Below are 17420 nucleotides of genomic sequence, written 5' to 3'. Positions count from 1 at the left end.
CCATGACCTCCCGCTGGCGGACAGACCGCCGGCCTCCCGACGCGAAGGAGCTTCCGTCATGCATTATCTCGACAACCTGCTGCTCAACACCGACAGCTACAAGGCCAGCCACTGGCTGCAATATCCTCCCGGCACCGATGCCTCGTTTTTCTACGTGGAATCGCGCGGCGGCGTGTACGACCAGACTGTGTTCTTCGGCCTGCAGTCGATCCTGAAAGAAGCGATCAACCGCCCGGTGACGCACGCCGACATCGACGATGCCAAGGCGTTGCTGGCGGCGCATGGCGAGCCGTTCAACGAGGCCGGCTGGCGCGATATCGTCGACCGTTTGGGTGGGCAGTTGCCGATCCGCATCCGTGCGGTGCCCGAAGGCTGCGTGGTGCCCACGCACAACGTGCTGATGACGATCGAATCCACCGACGCCAAGGCGTTCTGGGTGCCGTCGTATCTGGAAACCCTGCTGCTGCGCGTGTGGTATCCGGTGACCGTGGCCACGGTGAGCTGGCAGGTGAAGCAGATTGTGCGCGATTTCCTGCAACGCACCAGCGACGATCCCGAAGGCCAGTTGCCGTTCAAGCTGCATGACTTCGGTGCGCGTGGCGTGTCCAGCCTGGGCTCGGCCGCGCTGGGTGGTGCGGCGCACCTGGTGAACTTCCTCGGCACCGATACTTTATCGGCGTTGTTGCTGGCACGCGCGCATTACCACACGCCGGTGGCCGGTTATTCGATCCCCGCAGCCGAGCACAGCACCATCACCAGCTGGGGGCGCGAGCGCGAGGTGGATGCATACCGCAACATGCTCACGCAGTTTGCGCGGCCGGGCGCGATCGTGGCGGTGGTGTCGGACAGCTACGACATTTACCGCGCCATTCGCGAGCATTGGGGCACCACGCTGCGCGAGGAGATCATCGCCTCCGGTGCCACCGTGGTGATCCGCCCGGATTCGGGCGACCCGGTGGACGTGGTCGAGCAGTGTCTGTTGTTGCTGGACGAGGCGTTCGGCCATCAGGTCAACGGCAAGGGCTACAAGGTGCTCAATCACGTGCGCGTGATCCAGGGCGATGGCATCAATCCGCAGTCGCTGCGCGCCATCCTCGAACGCATCACCGCTGCCGGATATGCGGCCGACAATGTCGCCTTCGGCATGGGTGGTGCGCTGCTGCAGAAGGTGGACCGCGACACGCAGAAGTTCGCACTGAAGTGCTCGGCGGTGCGCGTGGATGGCGCATGGATCGATGTCTACAAGGACCCGATCACCGATCAGGGCAAGCAGAGCAAGCGTGGCCGGCTGACGCTGCTGCGCGACCGTACCACGGGCCAGTACCGCAGCGCCTTGCTCGACGAGGTCGCCACGCACGCAGCCGATAGCGACGATGCATTGGTCACGGTGTGGGAGAACGGGCAGATGCTGCAGGAATGGACGCTGGAGCAGGTGCGTGCACATGCAGACGCTGCCCGGTTGTGAGGCAGGTGCGCAGGCCAGCGCGGCGCTGACACCGGAGCAGCCCAGCACGCAGGTGACAGCGGCGTCGGTGCTGGCCACCCTGCGGGCTGCCGCGCCGGCGATCGAGCAGCGGGTGCCGGCTGCCCACGATGTCGACCGTTGGCATGCATTGGAGATCGGCGGGCGCCGGTATCGCGCGGCGCTGCCGATCACGTTGACGCCCTACGCCTCGGTGCGGCCGTGTTCGGCGCGCTGCGGCTTCTGCTCGGAGAATCTGCGCTCGCAGTCCGGCGGTGTGGCGGCCGCGCAGCTGCGACCAGGGCCGGCGTACTTCGACCACTTGCAGCAGGTGCTGCAGCTGCTGGCTGGGGTGCCGTTGTCGTATTCGTTGTCGGGTCTGGAAATGACCGACGATGCGGCATGGCTGCAGACCCTGCTGCAGACGCTGGCGAACACGCGCAACGGGCCGCAGGTCGCGCAGCGGGTGCTCTACAGCAATGGCGCCGGGTTGGCGCGCAGCCACGGGCAGGCGTTGATCGATGCGTTGGTGGACTTCGATCTGTCGTGGATCGAGCTGTCGCGCCATCATCCGTTACAGGCCGGCAACGACGCGATCATGCGCTTCCGCCCGGACGAGCCGATCGCACAGGTGGATGCGTTCGTGCACACCGCCAATCGGTTGGCACTGCGCGTGCCGGTGCGCCTGGTGTGCATCGTGCAGCAGGGCGGCGTAGATACTGCGCAGGAAATCGCCCGTTATCTGGAGTTCGCGCGACGCTGCGGCGCCAGCCAGGTGATCTTCCGTGAGCTGTCGCGGCTGGATGCCGGCTACCGCACCAACGGTACCGTGCGTTACATCGAGCAACGGCGCATCGGCGTGGAGACCTTGTTGGCCGAGTGCATGCAACAGCCGTGGTGGCCGGGCTGGACGCTCGACGGCATGACCCAGGGCTACTACTTCTGGAACGTGCGGCTGCGCGATGCGCACGGCATGCATGTCGTGTTCGAAAGCGCGGACTACGCCGCCATGCATGCCCGCCACGCCAGCGGCGATCTGTACAAGCTGGTGTTCTTCGCCAATGGCCGGCTGTGCGCAGGCTGGGACCCGGATGCGGACATCCTGTGGGAGCCTGGCCATGGATGAATTCGATCAGCGCAGCTGGTGGACGCCAGCGCCGGACGATCCGGCCTGGGCGCTGCCGGACGACCTGCGCGCCACCGATCCCCTGCACGGGCGCGACTGCGGCTGGGTCAATCAGATGCGCCCGTTCGTGCGCCATTTCAGTGCGCCGGGGCAGCAGGTGTTCGACCCGTTCTGCGGGTTCGGCAGCACCTTGCTCGCGGCCGCCTTGGAAGGCCGCCAGGCGCATGGCATGGAGATCGACCCGGCGCGTGCCGCAACGGCACGCGAGCGCTTGCGGCGGCACGCGGTGCAGGCGCCGATCGTGGTGGGCGGGCTGGCGCAGGTGCCGCCCGCCGCGCCAGTGGACCTGTGCCTGACCAACGTGCCGTATTTCGGCTGCCACTGGTCCGGGCAGGTAGGGCCCGGCCAGCTGTATGCCAGCACCGATTACGCCAGTTATCTGGCTGGCTTGCGTGCGGTGTTCCATGCGCTGCGTCGCCAGCTGCGGCCAGGCGGCTTCGGCGTGGCGATGGTGGAGAACGTGGTGCTGGACGGGCAGCTGGTGCCGCAGGCCTGGGACCTGGGGCGCATCCTGTCCAGTCTGTTTACGCTGCGCGAGGAGCGGGTGCTGTGCTATCCACGCGCCGGCGGGGTGCTGGCGCAGGGCGACACCGCCAGCAACCGCAGCCACGAATATGCGCTGATCTTCCAGCACTGCCGCAGCCGCCTGGATCTGCAGGCCGCCGCGCAGCTGCTGCAGGCGCTGCGCGACCAAGGCATGCCCGTCACCCCGCACGGCAGTTACGCACATTGGCTGCAGGCGCCCGGACAGGTGCCCGATGGCCCGGCCGATCTGGACCTGACCGTGCCCGGCGAGCAGGCGGTCTGGGACCGGCTGACCCACTGGCTGCATGCGCAGGGCTTCGCGCTGAGCCTGTGGGGCGCGCCGTGTCTGCCCGCCGTGCCGTTGGCGATGGTGGCGGCGCACCACTATCTGCGCGCCGAACGGCTGGACGCCGATGGCCGCCGCCTGCAGGTGGACCTGCAACTGCCGATGGATGAACCCGCGCAGCCCTGAGCGGCGGACGCGACACCGCGCGCACATGGGTTGCGGCTATGCTCTGTGCCGGTTTTGGATGCCGGAATTTACCCATGTCTTGTTCTTCCCTGATTGCGCGCGGCGCGTTGCTTGGCGCATTGGCGGCTCTCGCCGGTTGCGGTGGCAGCAAAGGCGACACCATGCTGATGCGCGAGTCGTTCAATTCCGACGACACCTATTCGCGCAACGTCAGCGCGACCTCGCCGCAGGCGTGCGAAGCGGCGCGGCGGGTGCTGTTGAGCCAGGGCTATGCGGTCACGCGCGCCGATGCCGCCGCCGTGGAGGGCAGCAAGAACTTCCAGCTCAAGGACGCCGACCAGAGCGAGCAGCTCAATCTGCGTATTTCCTGCGCCGGGCAGGACGGTGGCACCGCGCAGGTGTTTGTCAGCGCGCTGCAGGACCGTTATGCACTGAAGAAGAGCTCCACCTCCGCCAGCGTGGGCGTGGGCGTGCTGGGCTCGTTGTCGGTGCCGGTCGGCAGTAGCGGCGATTCGCTGGTGCGTGTGTCCAGCACCACCGTGCAGGACGCGGCCTTCTACAAGCGCTTCTTCGAGCGGTTGAATTCGTACCTGCCGAAGGTGGCCGAATCCACGCCGGCTTCGGCGGCACCTGCACCAGCGCATGCAGCTGCGTCTCCGGCGCCAGCGCCAGCAACGCAGCCAGTGCCCACCACGGCCGCGCCGGCAAGCACTGCGCCGTCGCCAGCAGCAATGCCGACCAGCGTTGCGCAGCCGCCTGTCGCGCCGCTGCCGGTTGAAGCGCAGGACCCGCCGCCCGCACCAGCCCCGGTGCCGCAGAGCGAGCCCGCAAAGCAGCCGTGACGGTGCATTTCACGCTCCGCGCTGAAGCCTGAATAGCGGGGTGTTCGCTTCACGTACTGTTCTCGACGTAGCGACCAGAGTGCAGCCATGGCTCGCCGAATGGGCGAGAACGATGGAGACGTACGATGAAAATGCACACTTCCCTGATGGGTATGTCCCTGATCGCTCTGATGGCGACGAGCACCTTCGCGCAGGCGCAAAACTACTCGCAGCACCGGTACACGACGGCAGACGACGGTACCCGCGTGCGCTGCAAGAACGTTGAAGTGCAGAAGAATTCCCGTGACCCGAACCGCATCGCTGGCACCGCGACTGGCGCCATCGTCGGCGGTCTGCTCGGCAACCAGGTAGGCGGTGGTAACGGCAAGAAGGCCGCAACCGTGCTGGGTGCGGTGGCAGGCGGTGCGGCAGGCCGCACGATCCAGGGCAACAGCCAGCAAAATAATGGGGATCGCCGGGTTGAACGCGTCTGCGAGCGTCGTTGAGGCTGAGCGACTGAACGCCACGAGCCCCGGCCCTGCCGGGGCTTTCTTTTGCCCGCGCCGCAGTGCGGATCTACGCTCGATCAATGCCGCCTCGCATGACTTTGTCTCCCACACCCGTTGAGCGACGCCCGCACCAAAGGCGCCGCACGCGCGTTGCCTGTGCGGCGGTCTTGTTGGGTGCGCAACTGTTGCAAAGCGTGTTGGCGGCACCCAGTCCAACAGCCGCCGCCGCGGCCGATGCGGATTGCGTGGAGGCGTTGTTGCGGCGGATGGGCTGGCGGATTGAGCAGGCATCCACCACGGCGCCGGTAATCGATCGTGGCCTGCCGTGTACGCGCGCCACCTTGGTGCAGGCGCAGCAGGCAGGCGATTTGCACGCCGTGCTCCCGGCGCAGTGGAACGCGCAGCAACGTGGCAATGCCTTGCGGGCGCTGCTGGACGATCCCGCCACGCAGTGCGCGTACGCGTTCGAGCTGGGTGCGGCCACACAACGTGCAGTGAGCAAACTGCAGAGCAACTCGCGTTATCGCTTTTCGGCAGTGCAACTGGGCTGGATCGGTTTTGGCTGGCGTGGCGCTGCGGCGCAGGGGTGGAGTGGATTCAAGAGCTTCGGTCGCGGCTATCAGCCAAGCGGGAGCAACGCGCAGGCGCTGGATGCGTTCTATCGCGGCCAGGTGCGCTCCGAATGCGGGGTGGGCCGGCAGGTGGCGCAGCTGGCCACGCAGCGCGAACTCTACGGCGATGCGGGCTTCGATACGGTCTTCAGCGCGGGCGAGCTGTCGATCGGCACATTTGTGACCTTGCACGACACCGACAGCATTTTGCTGGGGGCGCACGCCGGCGAGTTTTTCGCCGATGGCAAGGCGGTCAAGACTGCGCAGCTGGGGCGCCAAGCCTTCGTGGGGGCGCCTGGCTTCATCGCGCATGTGTTCGACAAGGCGTATCTGGACGACATCCACAACCAGGCCGAAAACTTCGTGGTGGTGGATGTCAGCGATGCAGCCGCGCAGGCGCTGGCACGCCGCGGTGGCTTTGGGTACTACGACGCGCGTAACCGTCAGATCTGGGAGTTGGCCAAAGAGTTGCGCGGGCCCGGCCGGCGGCGTTTCGAGCGGCTGTTGTACGAACGCGATGCCGCGCTGCGCGCCAGCCTGGATGCGCATCAGCGGGCCCGTCTGCAGGAACTGCTTGCGCTGCTGGACGACCCGTTCTACCAGGGGTTTCAGGTGTACGTGCACCCCAAGGGCGTCAAGCCGATCGGCTACCACGTGGCGCGCCTGCTCGACCGTAACCCGCGCACGCCGTATGCCATCGACCTGACCCTGCACAACCTGCGCAGCACCCTGTACTGGCGCTGGATCGATTGGCAGCTGCAGCAGTGCGCGGCCGGTCACGCGCTGGAACAATCCATTGAGAAATCCGCCACGCCGTTCTACGCGCCGCGTGGCACCCTGCACTGATCAGATGACACGAGGAGTGACTATGGAACTGGGTATGGTGGGACTGGGCCGCATGGGCGCCAACATGGCCGAGCGGCTGGTGCGCGGCGGGCATCGCGTGCATGGGTTCGATCTGGGCGCTGCGGCACGCACCAGTGCGCAATCCAAGGGCATCCAGACAACCGACGCGCTGGCCACGCTGGTCACCTCACTGCCGAGTCCGCGTGTGGTGTGGCTGATGGTGCCGGCCGGCAAGATCGTCGACGACACGCTGGCGCAGCTGCTGCCGTTGCTGCAGGCCGGCGACATCGTCATCGACGGCGGTAATTCGTATTACAAGGATTCGCAGCGCCGCGCCGCGCAGCTGCAGTCCAGCGGCATTGCGTTTGTCGATTGCGGCACCAGCGGTGGCGTGTGGGGCCTGCAGGAAGGCTACAGCCTGATGGTGGGCGGCGACGAAGCGGCCGTGACCACGTTGCATCCGGTGCTGGCCACGCTGGCACCGGCGCCGGACAAGGGCTGGGGACGGGTGGGCCCGAGCGGTGCCGGCCACTTCACCAAGATGGTCCACAACGGCATCGAGTACGGAATGATGCAGGCCTATGCCGAAGGCTTCGCGCTGCTGCAGCACAAGACCGATTTCGCGCTGGACCTGCACCAGGTTGCCGAGATCTGGCGCGATGGCAGCGTGGTGCGTTCGTGGCTGCTGGACCTCACCGCCGATGCGCTGGCGCACAACCCGACCATGGGCGGCATTGCGCCGTATGTGGCCGATTCCGGCGAAGGCCGTTGGACGGTGGCAGAGGCCATCGACCTGGAAGTCTCCGCGCCGGTGATCACCTTGTCGCTGATGGAGCGGTTGCGGTCGCGCGACAAGGATTCGTTTACCGACAAACTGCTGGCGGCGATGCGCAATCAGTTCGGTGGGCATGCGGTGCTGACCACTACGCCAACCCCGCCGCCGATCGGCAGCAAGGACGCCTGATCAGGCCACGAACGTGTGCGCCACGCTTGGCGTGGCATGCATGTCTGCTCAACAACAGCGTGTGCGCGTGGCAGCAGCCGCGCGCGGTGAGCGCCGCACCGCCTCTGCCGGTCGTTGGCGCTCAGCCGCTACTGTTGCCTTCCAGCCAGAGCACCTGGCCCAGTGCGGCACTGCGTTGCGCCAGCTCCAGCAGCTCCATCAGCCGCACCGCATCCGCTGCACTGACCGGCGGCGGTGCGGTGCCGGCCATTGCGTCGCGGAATGCCGCATAGCAATGGCGGTAGTCGCCGGGTACGCCATCTGGCTGATGCGTATGCACACGGCCTTCGTCGTCCACGCGGGTGAGCGTGCCGGGCAGTGGATCCATGCCCCAGCCGGCGGTGCCGGGGCGGCGGCCGGCACGTAGCTGGTCTTCCTGCGTATCGGCGCCATGCTTGAGATAGCTGCCGCGCGTGCCGTGCGCGGCAAAGCGCAGGCTGCCATCGGCCACCAGCGAGCCGGCGTGCAGGATCACCCGCAAGCGGGGATAGCGCAGCACCACGTTGAAGTAATCGTCGCTGCGCGCCTGGGTGCGCTGGCGCTGCAGGTCTGCGCTGATCGCCTGCGGCATGCCGAACAACTGCAACGCCTGGTCCAGCAGATGCGGCCCCAGGTCGTACCACAGCCCGGCGCCGGGGATATCGCTTTCGCGCCAGCGGTCGCGTACCTGCGGGCGATACCTATCGAAGTGCGAATGGAACTCCACTACCTCGCCCAGCTGGCCGTCTTCGATCAAGCGCCGCACGGTGAGGAAGTCCGCATCCCAACGGCGGTTCTGGAACACGCTGACGATCTTGCCGGCCTCTGCGGCGGCGCCCACCACGGTGCGGGCCTGCGCGGCATCCAGCGCGAAGGGTTTATCCACCAGCACGTGCTTGCCGGCGGCCAGCGCCTGCAGCGCCATCGGCGCATGGGTCTGGTTGGGCGTGGCGATGACCACCGCATCCAGCGCCGGGTCGGCCAGTGCGGCTTCCAGGTCGGGCAGCACGCGCACCTCGGGGAAGTCGGCCTGCGGTTGCTGCGGCTTGGACGACACCACGCTGTGCAACTGCAGGCCCGGCGTGCTGGCGATCAGCGGTGCGTGGAAGGTGCGGCCAACATAGCCATAGCCGACGACGGCCAGATTGAATGGTTTAGGCATTGAAAACGATTCACCGCAACGCTGGGGAAGACCTGCATGGTATTGCACCCACCCGTGTGCGCCGGGTTCACGAACTCTGCATCCAGCGGTCACATCCGCGCGACGGCTGGGCCCGCAGACTCGCCCCACACCCAACGGAGGGTAATCGGATGAACACCATGACGCATGCACGCAAGTTGTTGGCTCTGTCGCTGTCGCTCGGTCTGACGCTTGGCGCGTCGCAGGCATTTGCCGCACCGCAGGAACACGCAGACCACAAGGACCATGCCGCCGGCATGAACGAGTCCAAGAAGCCGGTCACCGACACCTGGATCACCACCAAGGTGAAGGCCGATCTGCTGGCCACCGACAATGTGTCCGGCACCGACGTCAAGGTCGAGACCAAGAACGGCATCGTGACCCTGACCGGTAGCGTTGCCACCAAGGCCGAGCATGACAAGGCCGTGGCCGTTGCCAAGGGCATCGAGGGCGTCAAGAGCGTCAAGTCGACCGGCCTGAAGGTCACTGCTGCAAAGATGTAAGCAGCAGGCACGCATGCCGGGCCGGCCGAGGCGAGGCGGCTGCCCGACACGAGGCGCACTCTTACGGGAGTGCGCCTTTTTTTGTGCGTGGGATGTCGAAGGCTGAGGGCGGACCATGCCTGCTGACAGGCAGCGCACGCATCGACATTGCGTGGTGGCCTTCGCGCTGCCCGATGTGAAGTTGCCAAGGTCCGATGGCCGCCTGTGCTCGGTGAGGGCGGGGCGCTGGGGCCGCCACGTACACGGGTGCCCTGAAGGCAATCTGCAGGCGCAACCGTGGAGCAGCGCCACGGGTGCTGGCGCCTGATCGCTCGTCAGGGCAGGTCTGGGGCGGTTGGTAGCAGGGCGTAGAGCACCTCGAATACCGCCGGTCGGCTGGGCTAGTTCTCGCGCCGTTTTCACGCGCGCTGCACTTATGATATGCCCATTCAGCTATGTCATGGACCGGCGCAGCTGAGCCTGAAGCATTCATTCCAATGCGGGTCTGATCGGGGACAATACGCCCTGCCTAGCCCACTGCCGCGAGCGGACACAGACCCCGTAATGCAAACACCGGTCCGAGAAGACGTTTGGGATCGCTGGCGCCTGCCGTTATTGGCGGTTGCCGTGTTCCTGATCGTGGTGGTGCCGTCGCTGCTGTTGCAGCAGATGGCCGCCAACGCCAATCAGGCGGCGGAGTGGGTGTCGCATAGCCAGGACGTGCAGGAGACCGCGCAGCGGTTGGAAGCGTCGATGCGCGATACCGAGTCGGCGGCGATGATGCGCTCGCACAGGGTGGATCGCCCGGTGCTGGTTGAGCGCATGCGCCAAGGCCGCACCGAGGCCATGAAGGCCATCACGCATCTGATCGCGCTGACCAAGGACAACCCTGGCCAGCAGGTGCGCATGGGGCGTATCCAGAGCACCATCGAGCGCCGCCTGTTGCTGGCCGAGCGTATCGCGGTGACACGCGCGCCGGAGCAGATCCGTGCACTGATCGAGGAGATGACGGTCAGCAACCCGATCCGCGAATTGATCGGCGATCTGCAGACCGCCGAAGGCCGGTTGCTGAGCGTGCGCAATGCGCGCGCCGAACGCGAACGCCTGCACTACAAGGTGCTGAGCTGGGCCACGCTGGCGGTGCAGTTGTTGTTGCTGGGCACGGTGATCTGGTTGCTGCAGCGGCAGATCCGGCGCCGCCTGGCGGCCGAACAGGAATACCTGCGCGCCAGCGGCCGTGCCGGCTCGGTGCTGCAGACCGTGCGCGAACCGATCGTGTTGCTCGACGCACGCCAGCGCATCGTGCTGCACAACCCGGCATTTGCCGAGCTGTATGGCCTGGAAGAGCGCGGTAACGAATTGATGCTGCTGGACGATGTGGGTGATGGCGCCTGGCGCGATCCGCAGATCCACCAGCGCCTGGCCGACGTGTTGCTGCGCGACCGCGAGCTGTGGGATTTCGAGCATGAGCAGCGTGGCGCCGACGGCGTGCTGCGCACCATGCTGATCAACGCGCGCCGCATGCCGCTGCCCGATGATGCCGAGGAAGAAGTGGTGCTGATGACGGTCAGCGACATCAGCCTGCAGAAGGTCTCGCAGCAGCGCATCCAGGAGCTTAATCGACAGCTGGAAGGCAAGGTGGAGCAGGTCTCGGAGGTCAACCGCGAACTGGAGGCCTTCAGTTATTCGGTCTCGCACGATCTGCGCGCGCCGCTGCGGCACGTGGCCGGCTTCTCCGACAAGCTGGCCCGTCATCTGGGCGATGCGGCCGACGAGAAATCGCGCCACTACATGGAAGTGATCAGCAGCTCGGCGCGGCGGATGGCCTCGCTGATCGACGACCTGCTGGTGTATTCGCGCCTGGGCCGCAGCGCCTTGCGTCTGCAGGCCGTGGACATGCAATCGCTGGTGGCCGAGACGCGCGCGATCCTGGATGCCAACGTGCAAAGCGAAAACACCGGCCACCGCGTGGACTGGCACATCGCGCCGCTGCCGGTGCTGATTGCCGACGAAAACATGATGCGCCAGCTGTGGATGAACCTGATGGGCAATGCCGTCAAGTACAGCACCAAGCGCGAGGTGGCCAAGATCGAGATCGGCTACGAGCCCATGCCCGACGGTGGCCACTATTTCACCGTGCGCGACAACGGCGCCGGTTTCGACATGGACTACAGCGGCAAGCTGTTCGGCGTGTTCCAGCGGCTGCACAAGGTCAGCGAATATCCCGGCACCGGCATTGGCTTGGCCAGCGTGCGCCGCGTCCTCGCGCGCCATGGCGGCCGCGTCTGGGCCGAAGGCGTCGTGGACGAGGGCGCCACCTTCCATTTTGTCCTTCCCCCTGCGCTTGAAGCGCCCAACCAAGAGTCCACCGTATGACCGCCATCCGTACCATTCTTCTGGCAGAAGACAGCCCGGCCGACGCGGAGATGGCCGTCGACGCGCTGCGTGATGCCCGTCTGGCCAATCCCATCGTGCATGTGGAAGACGGTGTGGAAACCATGGATTACCTGTTGCGGCGCGGCGCCTTCGCCAACCGCGAGGAAGGCCTGCCGGCCGTGTTGCTGCTGGACATCAAGATGCCGCGCCTGGATGGGCTGGAAGTGCTCAAGCAGATTCGCAACGAAGAATCGCTCAAGCGCCTGCCGGTGGTGATTTTGTCGTCCTCGCGCGAAGAGAGCGACCTGGCGCGCAGCTGGGACCTGGGCGTGAATGCCTATGTGGTCAAGCCGGTGGACGTTGACCAGTTCTTCAACGCGGTCAAGACGCTGGGCACCTTCTGGGCAGTGATCAATCAGGCACCGGAGCTGGACTGACCGATGCCGCATGAGGGTGGCCAGCACGAACAGTTGAAGATTCTTCTGGTGGAAGATTCACCGGAAGACGCCGAGCTGTTGTCCGATCAGCTGCTAGACGCGGGCATCGATGCCGCGTTCGAGCGCGTGGACAGCGAGCCGTCGCTGCGCGCGGCGATGGAGCGGTTTCAGCCGGATATCGTGCTGTCTGACCTGAGCATGCCGGGGTTCTCCGGTCACCAGGCCTTGCGCCTGGTGCGCCAGAGCGGCGCCACGCCCTTCATCTTCGTCTCCGGCACCATGGGTGAGGAGACTGCGGTCAAGGCGCTGCAGGACGGTGCCAACGACTACATCATCAAGCACAATCCCACCCGCTTGCCAAGCGCGGTATTGCGCGCCATCCGCGAGGCACGCGCCGAGATCGAGCGCCAGCGCGTGGAAAGCGAATTGATGCGTGCGCAGCGCCTGGAAAGCCTGGCGATGCTGGCGGCCGGCCTGAGTCACGACCTGCGCAATATCCTGCAGCCGCTGCTGATCGTGCCCGACCTGTTGGCCGGGCGCACCGACGACCCCCAACTGCGCCAGCTGGCCAACGTGGTGGCCGAATGCGGCCGCCGGGGCCATGAGATGGCCGAGTCGATGCTGTCGTTCGTGCGCGGCTCCAACAAGCCGCGCGAGCAGGTGTCGGTGGCCAACCTGTTCCAGGCGGTGCAGATGCTGCTCAAGAGCAGCCTGCCCGATGGCGTGCGCCTGAAGATGGACATGGTGGTCTCCGACCTCACCATCGAAGCCAACTACACCGAGCTGCAGCAGTGCCTGCTCAACCTGGGCTTGAACGCGATCCAGGCGATGCCCGGTGGCGGTACGCTCACCTTGTCGGCCGAGCAGCACGACGGCACCCGCGTGCGCATGAGCGTGGCCGATACCGGCGTGGGCATGAGCGATGACACCCGCGCGCGCTTGTTCAGCCCGTTCTTTACCACCAAGACCGATGGCACCGGGCTGGGGCTGATTTCGTGCAAGCGCATCATCGAAAGCTACGGCGGCACGATCCTGGTCGACAGCCGCCTGGGCGAGGGCACGCGCTTTGACATGATCGTGCCGATGCGCGCGGCGGTGACGCCCACCACCGAGAGCGAGCCGCCGCTGGCGCTTGGGCACGGCCAGCGCATCCTGCTGGTGGACGGCGAAGCCACGCGGCTGTCGCTGCTGGGCAATGCGCTCTCCAGCCAGGGCTACCAGCCGCAGCTGGCCACCGATGGCGCTGCGGCGCTGCAACTGGTACAGCAGCACGCCATGCCGGATCTGGTGATCATCGACAGCGACATCATCCTGCTGTCGGCGGTCAGCGTGCTGTTGAGCATGCAGGAACTGGGCTACCAGGGCCCGGCGATCGTGCTGGAAGATGTTGGCGCGCCGCTGCAGCGTGCGCATCTTCCCCACGATATCCCGGTGCACGTGCTGCGCAAACCGCTCGAGATGCGCCGCGTGTTCCGCGCGGTGGCGCACGCACTCGAAGTGGCCTGAGCCGGGTTGCGCACCGCGGCGTGCGCGCAGCGAATAGCTGGCATGCGCGCAAGGCAGTTGACGCTGACGCCGCCCGCATGCGCGAATATCGCATGACCACCGTGCTCCTCAGCCTGGGCAGCAACGTCCAGCCAACCCATTACCTGCGTCTGGCCGTCGAGGCCTTGCGCGCGCGTTTTGGCCCGATCGACGTCTCGCCGGCGTATCGCACCGCGGCGGTTGGTTTCGATGGCCCGGACTTCGTCAACAACGGCGTGCAACTGCAGACCGATTGGGAGTTGCAGGCGCTGGACGACTGGTTGCATGCGCTGGAAGACCGCCACGGCCGTGATCGCAGCGGGCCGCGTTTCAGCGACCGCACCCTGGATGTGGACGTGGTGTTTTTCGGCGACCGCATTGTGGAAGGGCCGGGCCACCTGCGCGTGCCGCGGCCCGAGCTCAAGCATGCGTTCGTGCTCAAGCCACTGGCCGATATTGCGCCGGCATTCGTCGACCCGCTGAGCGGCAAGACCCTGGCGGCGTTGTGGCAGGCGCATCCGCAGTACGGCAGTGCGTTCACCACGGTGGAACTGGACATCGCGGTGGCGTTGCCGCAGTAACCGCGCTCAGCTGAGCCGGCGGCCGCCATCCACGCGCAAGGTGTGGCCGGTGATGAAGCTGGCATCGTCCAGCAACCAGCGCACGGCCTCGGCCACTTCTTCGGGCGTGCCGGTGCGCGCCAGCGGCGTGCGCGCGAGCAGCGCCTGCTTGGCGGCGTCGGCCTTGCCGTCTTCCGGCCACAGGATCGCGCCCGGTGCGACGGCATTGACGCGGACCTGCGGCGCCAGCTCCAGCGCCAGCGAACGGGTCAGCATTTCCAGCGCGCTCTTGGAGGCGCCATACAGCGGGTGCTGGCGCATGGGTTGTTCGGCATGCAGATCGGTGAGGTTGACGATGGCGCCGTGGTGCGCGCGCAACTGCGCCGCAGCGGCCTGTGCAATGAAGAACGGCGCGCGTGCGTTCACCGCGAACAACTCGTCCCATTGCGCCGGCGTGGCCTCGCCCAGCACGGTGGGATAAAACGCACTGGCATTGTTGACCACCGCATCCAGGCGGCCGAATGCAGCCATACAGGCGTCCACCAGCTGGGCCGGTGCCTCGGGCGTGCGCAGGTCGGCCTGCAGTGCACAGGCGCTGCCCGCGCGCTGGGCGCACAGCGCTTCCACGCGCGCGGCCAATGCATCGCCGGAGCGGTGCGCATGCAGGGCCACGCGGTAGCCGGCGCCGTGCAGGGTGGTGGCGATCTGCGCGCCGATGCGGCGGGCGGCACCGGTGATCAGGACCACCTTGGAACTGTCTGTCATGGCGTACTCGCTCGGCGTTGCGAAAGGCTCGGCTATCCTGTGCATTGTCTCCGCAACCGGTGCCCGCATGCACGCCGACCTTCCCGTTCCCGATCAGGACGCACTGGCCCACAGCGATCAACTGGCCGCGCATTTGCGCGCCGAAATCAACGCTGCCGGTGGCGCGATTCCGTTCTCGCGTTTCATGGAGCTGGCGTTGTACGCGCCCGGCCTGGGCTACTACAGCGCCGGCGCGAGCAAGTTCGGTGAGAGCGGCGACTTCGTCACCGCGCCGGAGCTGGGCCCGTTGTTTGCCGCCACCGTGTCCGGTGCGCTGGCGCCGGTGCTGCAGCAGCTCGGGCCGCAGGCACGTGTGCTGGAGGTCGGTGGCGGCAGCGGCGCGTTTGCCGAGGTCACGCTCAAGCGCCTGCTCGAACTGGATGCCTTGCCGGAGCGCTACGCGATCCTGGAGCCCAGCGCCGATCTGCGCGAGCGCCAGCGCGAACGGTTGGGACGCAGCCTGATCCCGCCGGTGTTCGACCTGGTGGAGTGGCTGGATGGCCCGTTTCCGGACGATTGGGACGGTGTGCTGTTCGCCAACGAAGTCATCGACGCATTGCCCACGCCGCGTTTCACCCTGCGCGATGGCGAGGTGTATGAAGAAACCGTGGTGCTGGATGCACAGCAGCACTTCGCGCGGGGCGAGCAGCCGGCCGATGCGCTGCTGGGCGCGGCGGTGCGGCATCTGGAGCGTTACCTGGAGCAACCGTTTGCCGATGGTTACCGCTCGGAGTTGCTGCCGCAGTTGCCGTACTGGATTCAGGCGGTGGCCGGTGGCTTGAAGCGTGGCGCGATGCTGTTTGTCGACTACGGTTATCCGCGTGGCGAGTTCTACCGTGCGCAGCGCGAAGACGGCACCTTGCGCGCGTTCTATCGCCATCGCATGCACACCGATCTGTACCGTTGGCCGGGCCTGCAGGACCTCACCGCATCGGTGGATTTCACCGCGCTGGCCGAAGCCGGCACCGGCGCCGGTTTCGAATTGGCGGGCTACTGCACGCAGGCCAACTTCCTGCTCGGCAACGGGCTGGATGCGTTGCTGACGCAAGCCGATGCGCGCACCGACGAGGTTGGCCGCATGCGCCTGCGTCAGCAGGTCAAACAGCTCACCTTGCCCAGCGAGATGGGCGAACGTTTCCAGGTGATGGGCTTTGCACGCGACGTGGATTTTGCGCCGGCGTTTCTGGCGGGCGACCTGACGTGGCGGCTATGACCCAGGCGTTGCGGCCGTTTCGGCGGCCAGCGCTGTGGGTGGGGCTGTGGGTTCTGGCAATCCTGGTGGTGATCGGCGTGTGCCTGGGGCCGCCGCCGGACTTCCCGGAGCTGCCGTCCAATAGCGACAAGGCCGAGCATTTTTTGACCTTCGCGTTGCTGTGCTGGGGCGCGGTGCAGTTGTTCGCCACACGGCGTGCGCTGGTGTTCGCGGCATCAGGCCTGGTGTTGCTCGGCATCGGGATCGAGATTGCACAGGGCGCGCTCACCACCAATCGCAGCGCCGATCCGTACGACGCGTTGGCCGACACCCTGGGCATCCTGGCCGGCCTGTGCCTGGCGTGGACGCCGCTGCGCCTGGTGATGCTGCGCATCGACCAGCGCGTGTTCGGTAGCCGCTAACACCGCCACGAAAGCCCACGCATGCCGGCGCGCTGCAGCACCGATCAGGTCGGTGCGTGCAGCGGGCGTTCGCGCAGCCATTTGGTGGCCACCCATTTTTCGCCGGCCAGCACCGGTGCGCCGGCGTGCAGGGTGCGTGTCATCGGATGCGGGCGGTCGTAGCTGAAGAACACCGCATTGCCTTTCACCGCGGCCACGTCCAGATGCACATCGGGAAAGCGCGTGGCGCCGCCGCGTTCGGGCGTATTGAGGTACATCACCAGCGAGGCGACGCGCTGCCCGCCGTGCTGCAGCAGCACCGGCGTGCCGGGGGCATCCGGTTCGAAGTAATCGTAATGCGGCGCGTACTGCGCACCGGTGGCATAGCGCAATACCTGCAGCCCTTCGCCGTGCTCCACCGGCCACTCCAGCAGCCGCGCAATGCGCGCTTCGATGCGTTGACATAACGCATCCTGGCCCGGTTGCAGGGCCATGCTGTGGCTGGTGCGCGCGGCATGCACGATCTCGCTGCCGTCGCGGTTGTCCACGGTGCGCGAGCGCGCCAGCTGTGGGCGTGCCAGTGCGATCAATGCATCGCATTCGTCATCGGCGAGCAGGCCACCCAGCACCACCACGCGCGGCAGCATCAGGCTGACCAGTACCTGCACCTGGCGATCGCCCAGATCCAGCAGCGACGACGCGTCGGCCTGCAGCGGTGCGGGCACGCGCACCGGCACCGGCAGGCCGTGCGCCTGCGCGTGTGCCTGTACATGCGTGCGTACCAGTGCTTCCACCGCATCGATGGCGTCCTGCTCGCTCCAGCCCGCTTCCAGCAGCGGTTGCAGCGTGTGCTCGGGCGGTTGTCCGGCGATGGCCTGGGCAATGATCCAGTCGCCCAAATCGGCGGGAATGGAGGTGTTTGTCATCCCGCTACAGTGCATGCCGACATGTGGCAGCTGTGTGTCAGCGTGTGTCGCGTAAGACAAATGCAACACACGCCCTCTATAAAAGTGACGGGGATCTTGAACGTGCTCGCCACTGCAGTGAGCG

17 protein-coding genes are annotated in these 17420 nt (G+C 66.6%); 14 read left to right on the top strand and 3 right to left on the bottom strand.

Translation table 11 applies throughout. The annotated features are described in order from the left end of the window. Positions 1–58 precede the first annotated feature (58 nt). From QRM60_RS15250 to gnd, 7 genes are all read left to right on the top strand, one after another. Positions 59–1465, top strand: a complete 1407-nt coding sequence (locus QRM60_RS15250) for a nicotinate phosphoribosyltransferase (protein ID WP_285446513.1) — start codon at positions 59–61, stop codon at positions 1463–1465. Beyond that, positions 1443–2588 carry a hypothetical protein gene (locus tag QRM60_RS15245; RefSeq protein ID WP_161960638.1) on the top strand — a complete coding sequence of 382 codons (1146 nt, stop codon included), beginning with the start codon at positions 1443–1445 and terminating at the stop codon, positions 2586–2588. Before QRM60_RS15250 ends, QRM60_RS15245 begins: the two co-directional genes overlap by 23 nt. Then, positions 2581–3645, top strand: a complete 1065-nt coding sequence (locus QRM60_RS15240; protein WP_042597074.1) for a DNA methyltransferase — start codon at positions 2581–2583, stop codon at positions 3643–3645. The genes QRM60_RS15245 and QRM60_RS15240 overlap by 8 nt, the downstream gene beginning before the upstream one ends. Before the next feature lie 74 nt (positions 3646–3719). Then, positions 3720–4487: a DUF2242 domain-containing protein gene (locus tag QRM60_RS15235; protein WP_042597073.1), complete on the top strand. Its 768-nt coding sequence runs from the start codon at positions 3720–3722 to the stop codon at positions 4485–4487. A gap of 125 nt (positions 4488–4612) precedes the next feature. Beyond that, entirely contained in the window at positions 4613–4972 is a 360-nt protein-coding gene (locus tag QRM60_RS15230) for a glycine zipper 2TM domain-containing protein (protein ID WP_042597072.1), read from the top strand. Between the two features lie 95 nt (positions 4973–5067). Beyond that, positions 5068–6432: a hypothetical protein gene (locus tag QRM60_RS15225; RefSeq protein ID WP_285446512.1), complete on the top strand. Its 1365-nt coding sequence runs from the start codon at positions 5068–5070 to the stop codon at positions 6430–6432. Positions 6433–6454: 22 nt separating this feature from the next. Beyond that, on the top strand, positions 6455–7396 hold the full coding sequence (gnd, locus tag QRM60_RS15220; protein ID WP_285446511.1) for a phosphogluconate dehydrogenase (NAD(+)-dependent, decarboxylating): 942 nt from the start codon (positions 6455–6457) through the stop codon (positions 7394–7396). 121 nt (positions 7397–7517) lie between these two features. Here the strand turns inward: gnd and QRM60_RS15215 are convergent, their stop codons facing one another. Further along, a complete protein-coding gene (locus QRM60_RS15215; RefSeq protein ID WP_285446510.1) occupies positions 7518–8576 on the bottom strand; it encodes an oxidoreductase in 1059 nt (352 codons plus the stop codon). Positions 8577–8725: 149 nt separating this feature from the next. Between QRM60_RS15215 and QRM60_RS15210 the strand changes: the two genes are divergently transcribed. The 5 genes from QRM60_RS15210 to folK all read left to right on the top strand — a co-directional run bounded on the left by QRM60_RS15210 (position 8726) and on the right by folK (position 13994). Continuing rightward, positions 8726–9097: a BON domain-containing protein gene (locus QRM60_RS15210; protein WP_014508988.1), complete on the top strand. Its 372-nt coding sequence runs from the start codon at positions 8726–8728 to the stop codon at positions 9095–9097. Positions 9098–9640: 543 nt separating this feature from the next. Continuing rightward, on the top strand, positions 9641–11452 hold the full coding sequence (locus QRM60_RS15205; protein ID WP_285446509.1) for an ATP-binding protein: 1812 nt from the start codon (positions 9641–9643) through the stop codon (positions 11450–11452). After that, positions 11449–11889, top strand: a complete 441-nt coding sequence (locus QRM60_RS15200) for a response regulator (protein ID WP_011038533.1) — start codon at positions 11449–11451, stop codon at positions 11887–11889. Before QRM60_RS15205 ends, QRM60_RS15200 begins: the two co-directional genes overlap by 4 nt. Before the next feature lie 3 nt (positions 11890–11892). After that, positions 11893–13395, top strand: coding sequence for a hybrid sensor histidine kinase/response regulator (locus tag QRM60_RS15195; RefSeq protein WP_011038532.1), 1503 nt, complete (start codon positions 11893–11895; stop codon positions 13393–13395). A gap of 92 nt (positions 13396–13487) precedes the next feature. Next, positions 13488–13994, top strand: a complete 507-nt coding sequence (gene folK, locus QRM60_RS15190; protein WP_225042637.1) for a 2-amino-4-hydroxy-6-hydroxymethyldihydropteridine diphosphokinase — start codon at positions 13488–13490, stop codon at positions 13992–13994. A gap of 6 nt (positions 13995–14000) precedes the next feature. Here the strand turns inward: folK and QRM60_RS15185 are convergent, their stop codons facing one another. Next, positions 14001–14738, bottom strand: a complete 738-nt coding sequence (locus QRM60_RS15185; protein ID WP_285446508.1) for a pteridine reductase — start codon at positions 14736–14738, stop codon at positions 14001–14003. Between QRM60_RS15185 and QRM60_RS15180 the strand changes: the two genes are divergently transcribed. Further along, positions 14737–15990: a class I SAM-dependent methyltransferase gene (locus QRM60_RS15180; protein ID WP_285446507.1), complete on the top strand. Its 1254-nt coding sequence runs from the start codon at positions 14737–14739 to the stop codon at positions 15988–15990. The two genes, QRM60_RS15185 and QRM60_RS15180, sit on opposite strands and share 2 nt — an antisense overlap. After that, positions 15978–16391 carry a VanZ family protein gene (locus QRM60_RS15175; protein WP_115571887.1) on the top strand — a complete coding sequence of 138 codons (414 nt, stop codon included), beginning with the start codon at positions 15978–15980 and terminating at the stop codon, positions 16389–16391. Before QRM60_RS15180 ends, QRM60_RS15175 begins: the two co-directional genes overlap by 13 nt. Before the next feature lie 44 nt (positions 16392–16435). On the opposite strand, the gene QRM60_RS15170 is transcribed toward QRM60_RS15175, so the two are convergent. Continuing rightward, complete coding sequence (locus QRM60_RS15170) at positions 16436–17296, bottom strand: 2OG-Fe(II) oxygenase (protein ID WP_040940651.1); 861 nt, start codon at positions 17294–17296, stop codon at positions 16436–16438. Positions 17297–17420: the final 124 nt, after the last annotated feature.

This window comes from Xanthomonas sp. fls2-241-TYG-148 (assembly GCF_030208815.1).
Classification (GTDB): Bacteria; Pseudomonadota; Gammaproteobacteria; order Xanthomonadales; family Xanthomonadaceae; genus Xanthomonas; species Xanthomonas campestris.
The sequence above is the reverse complement of the archived record's forward strand: the minus strand, read 5'-3'. Positions and strand labels throughout refer to the sequence as shown.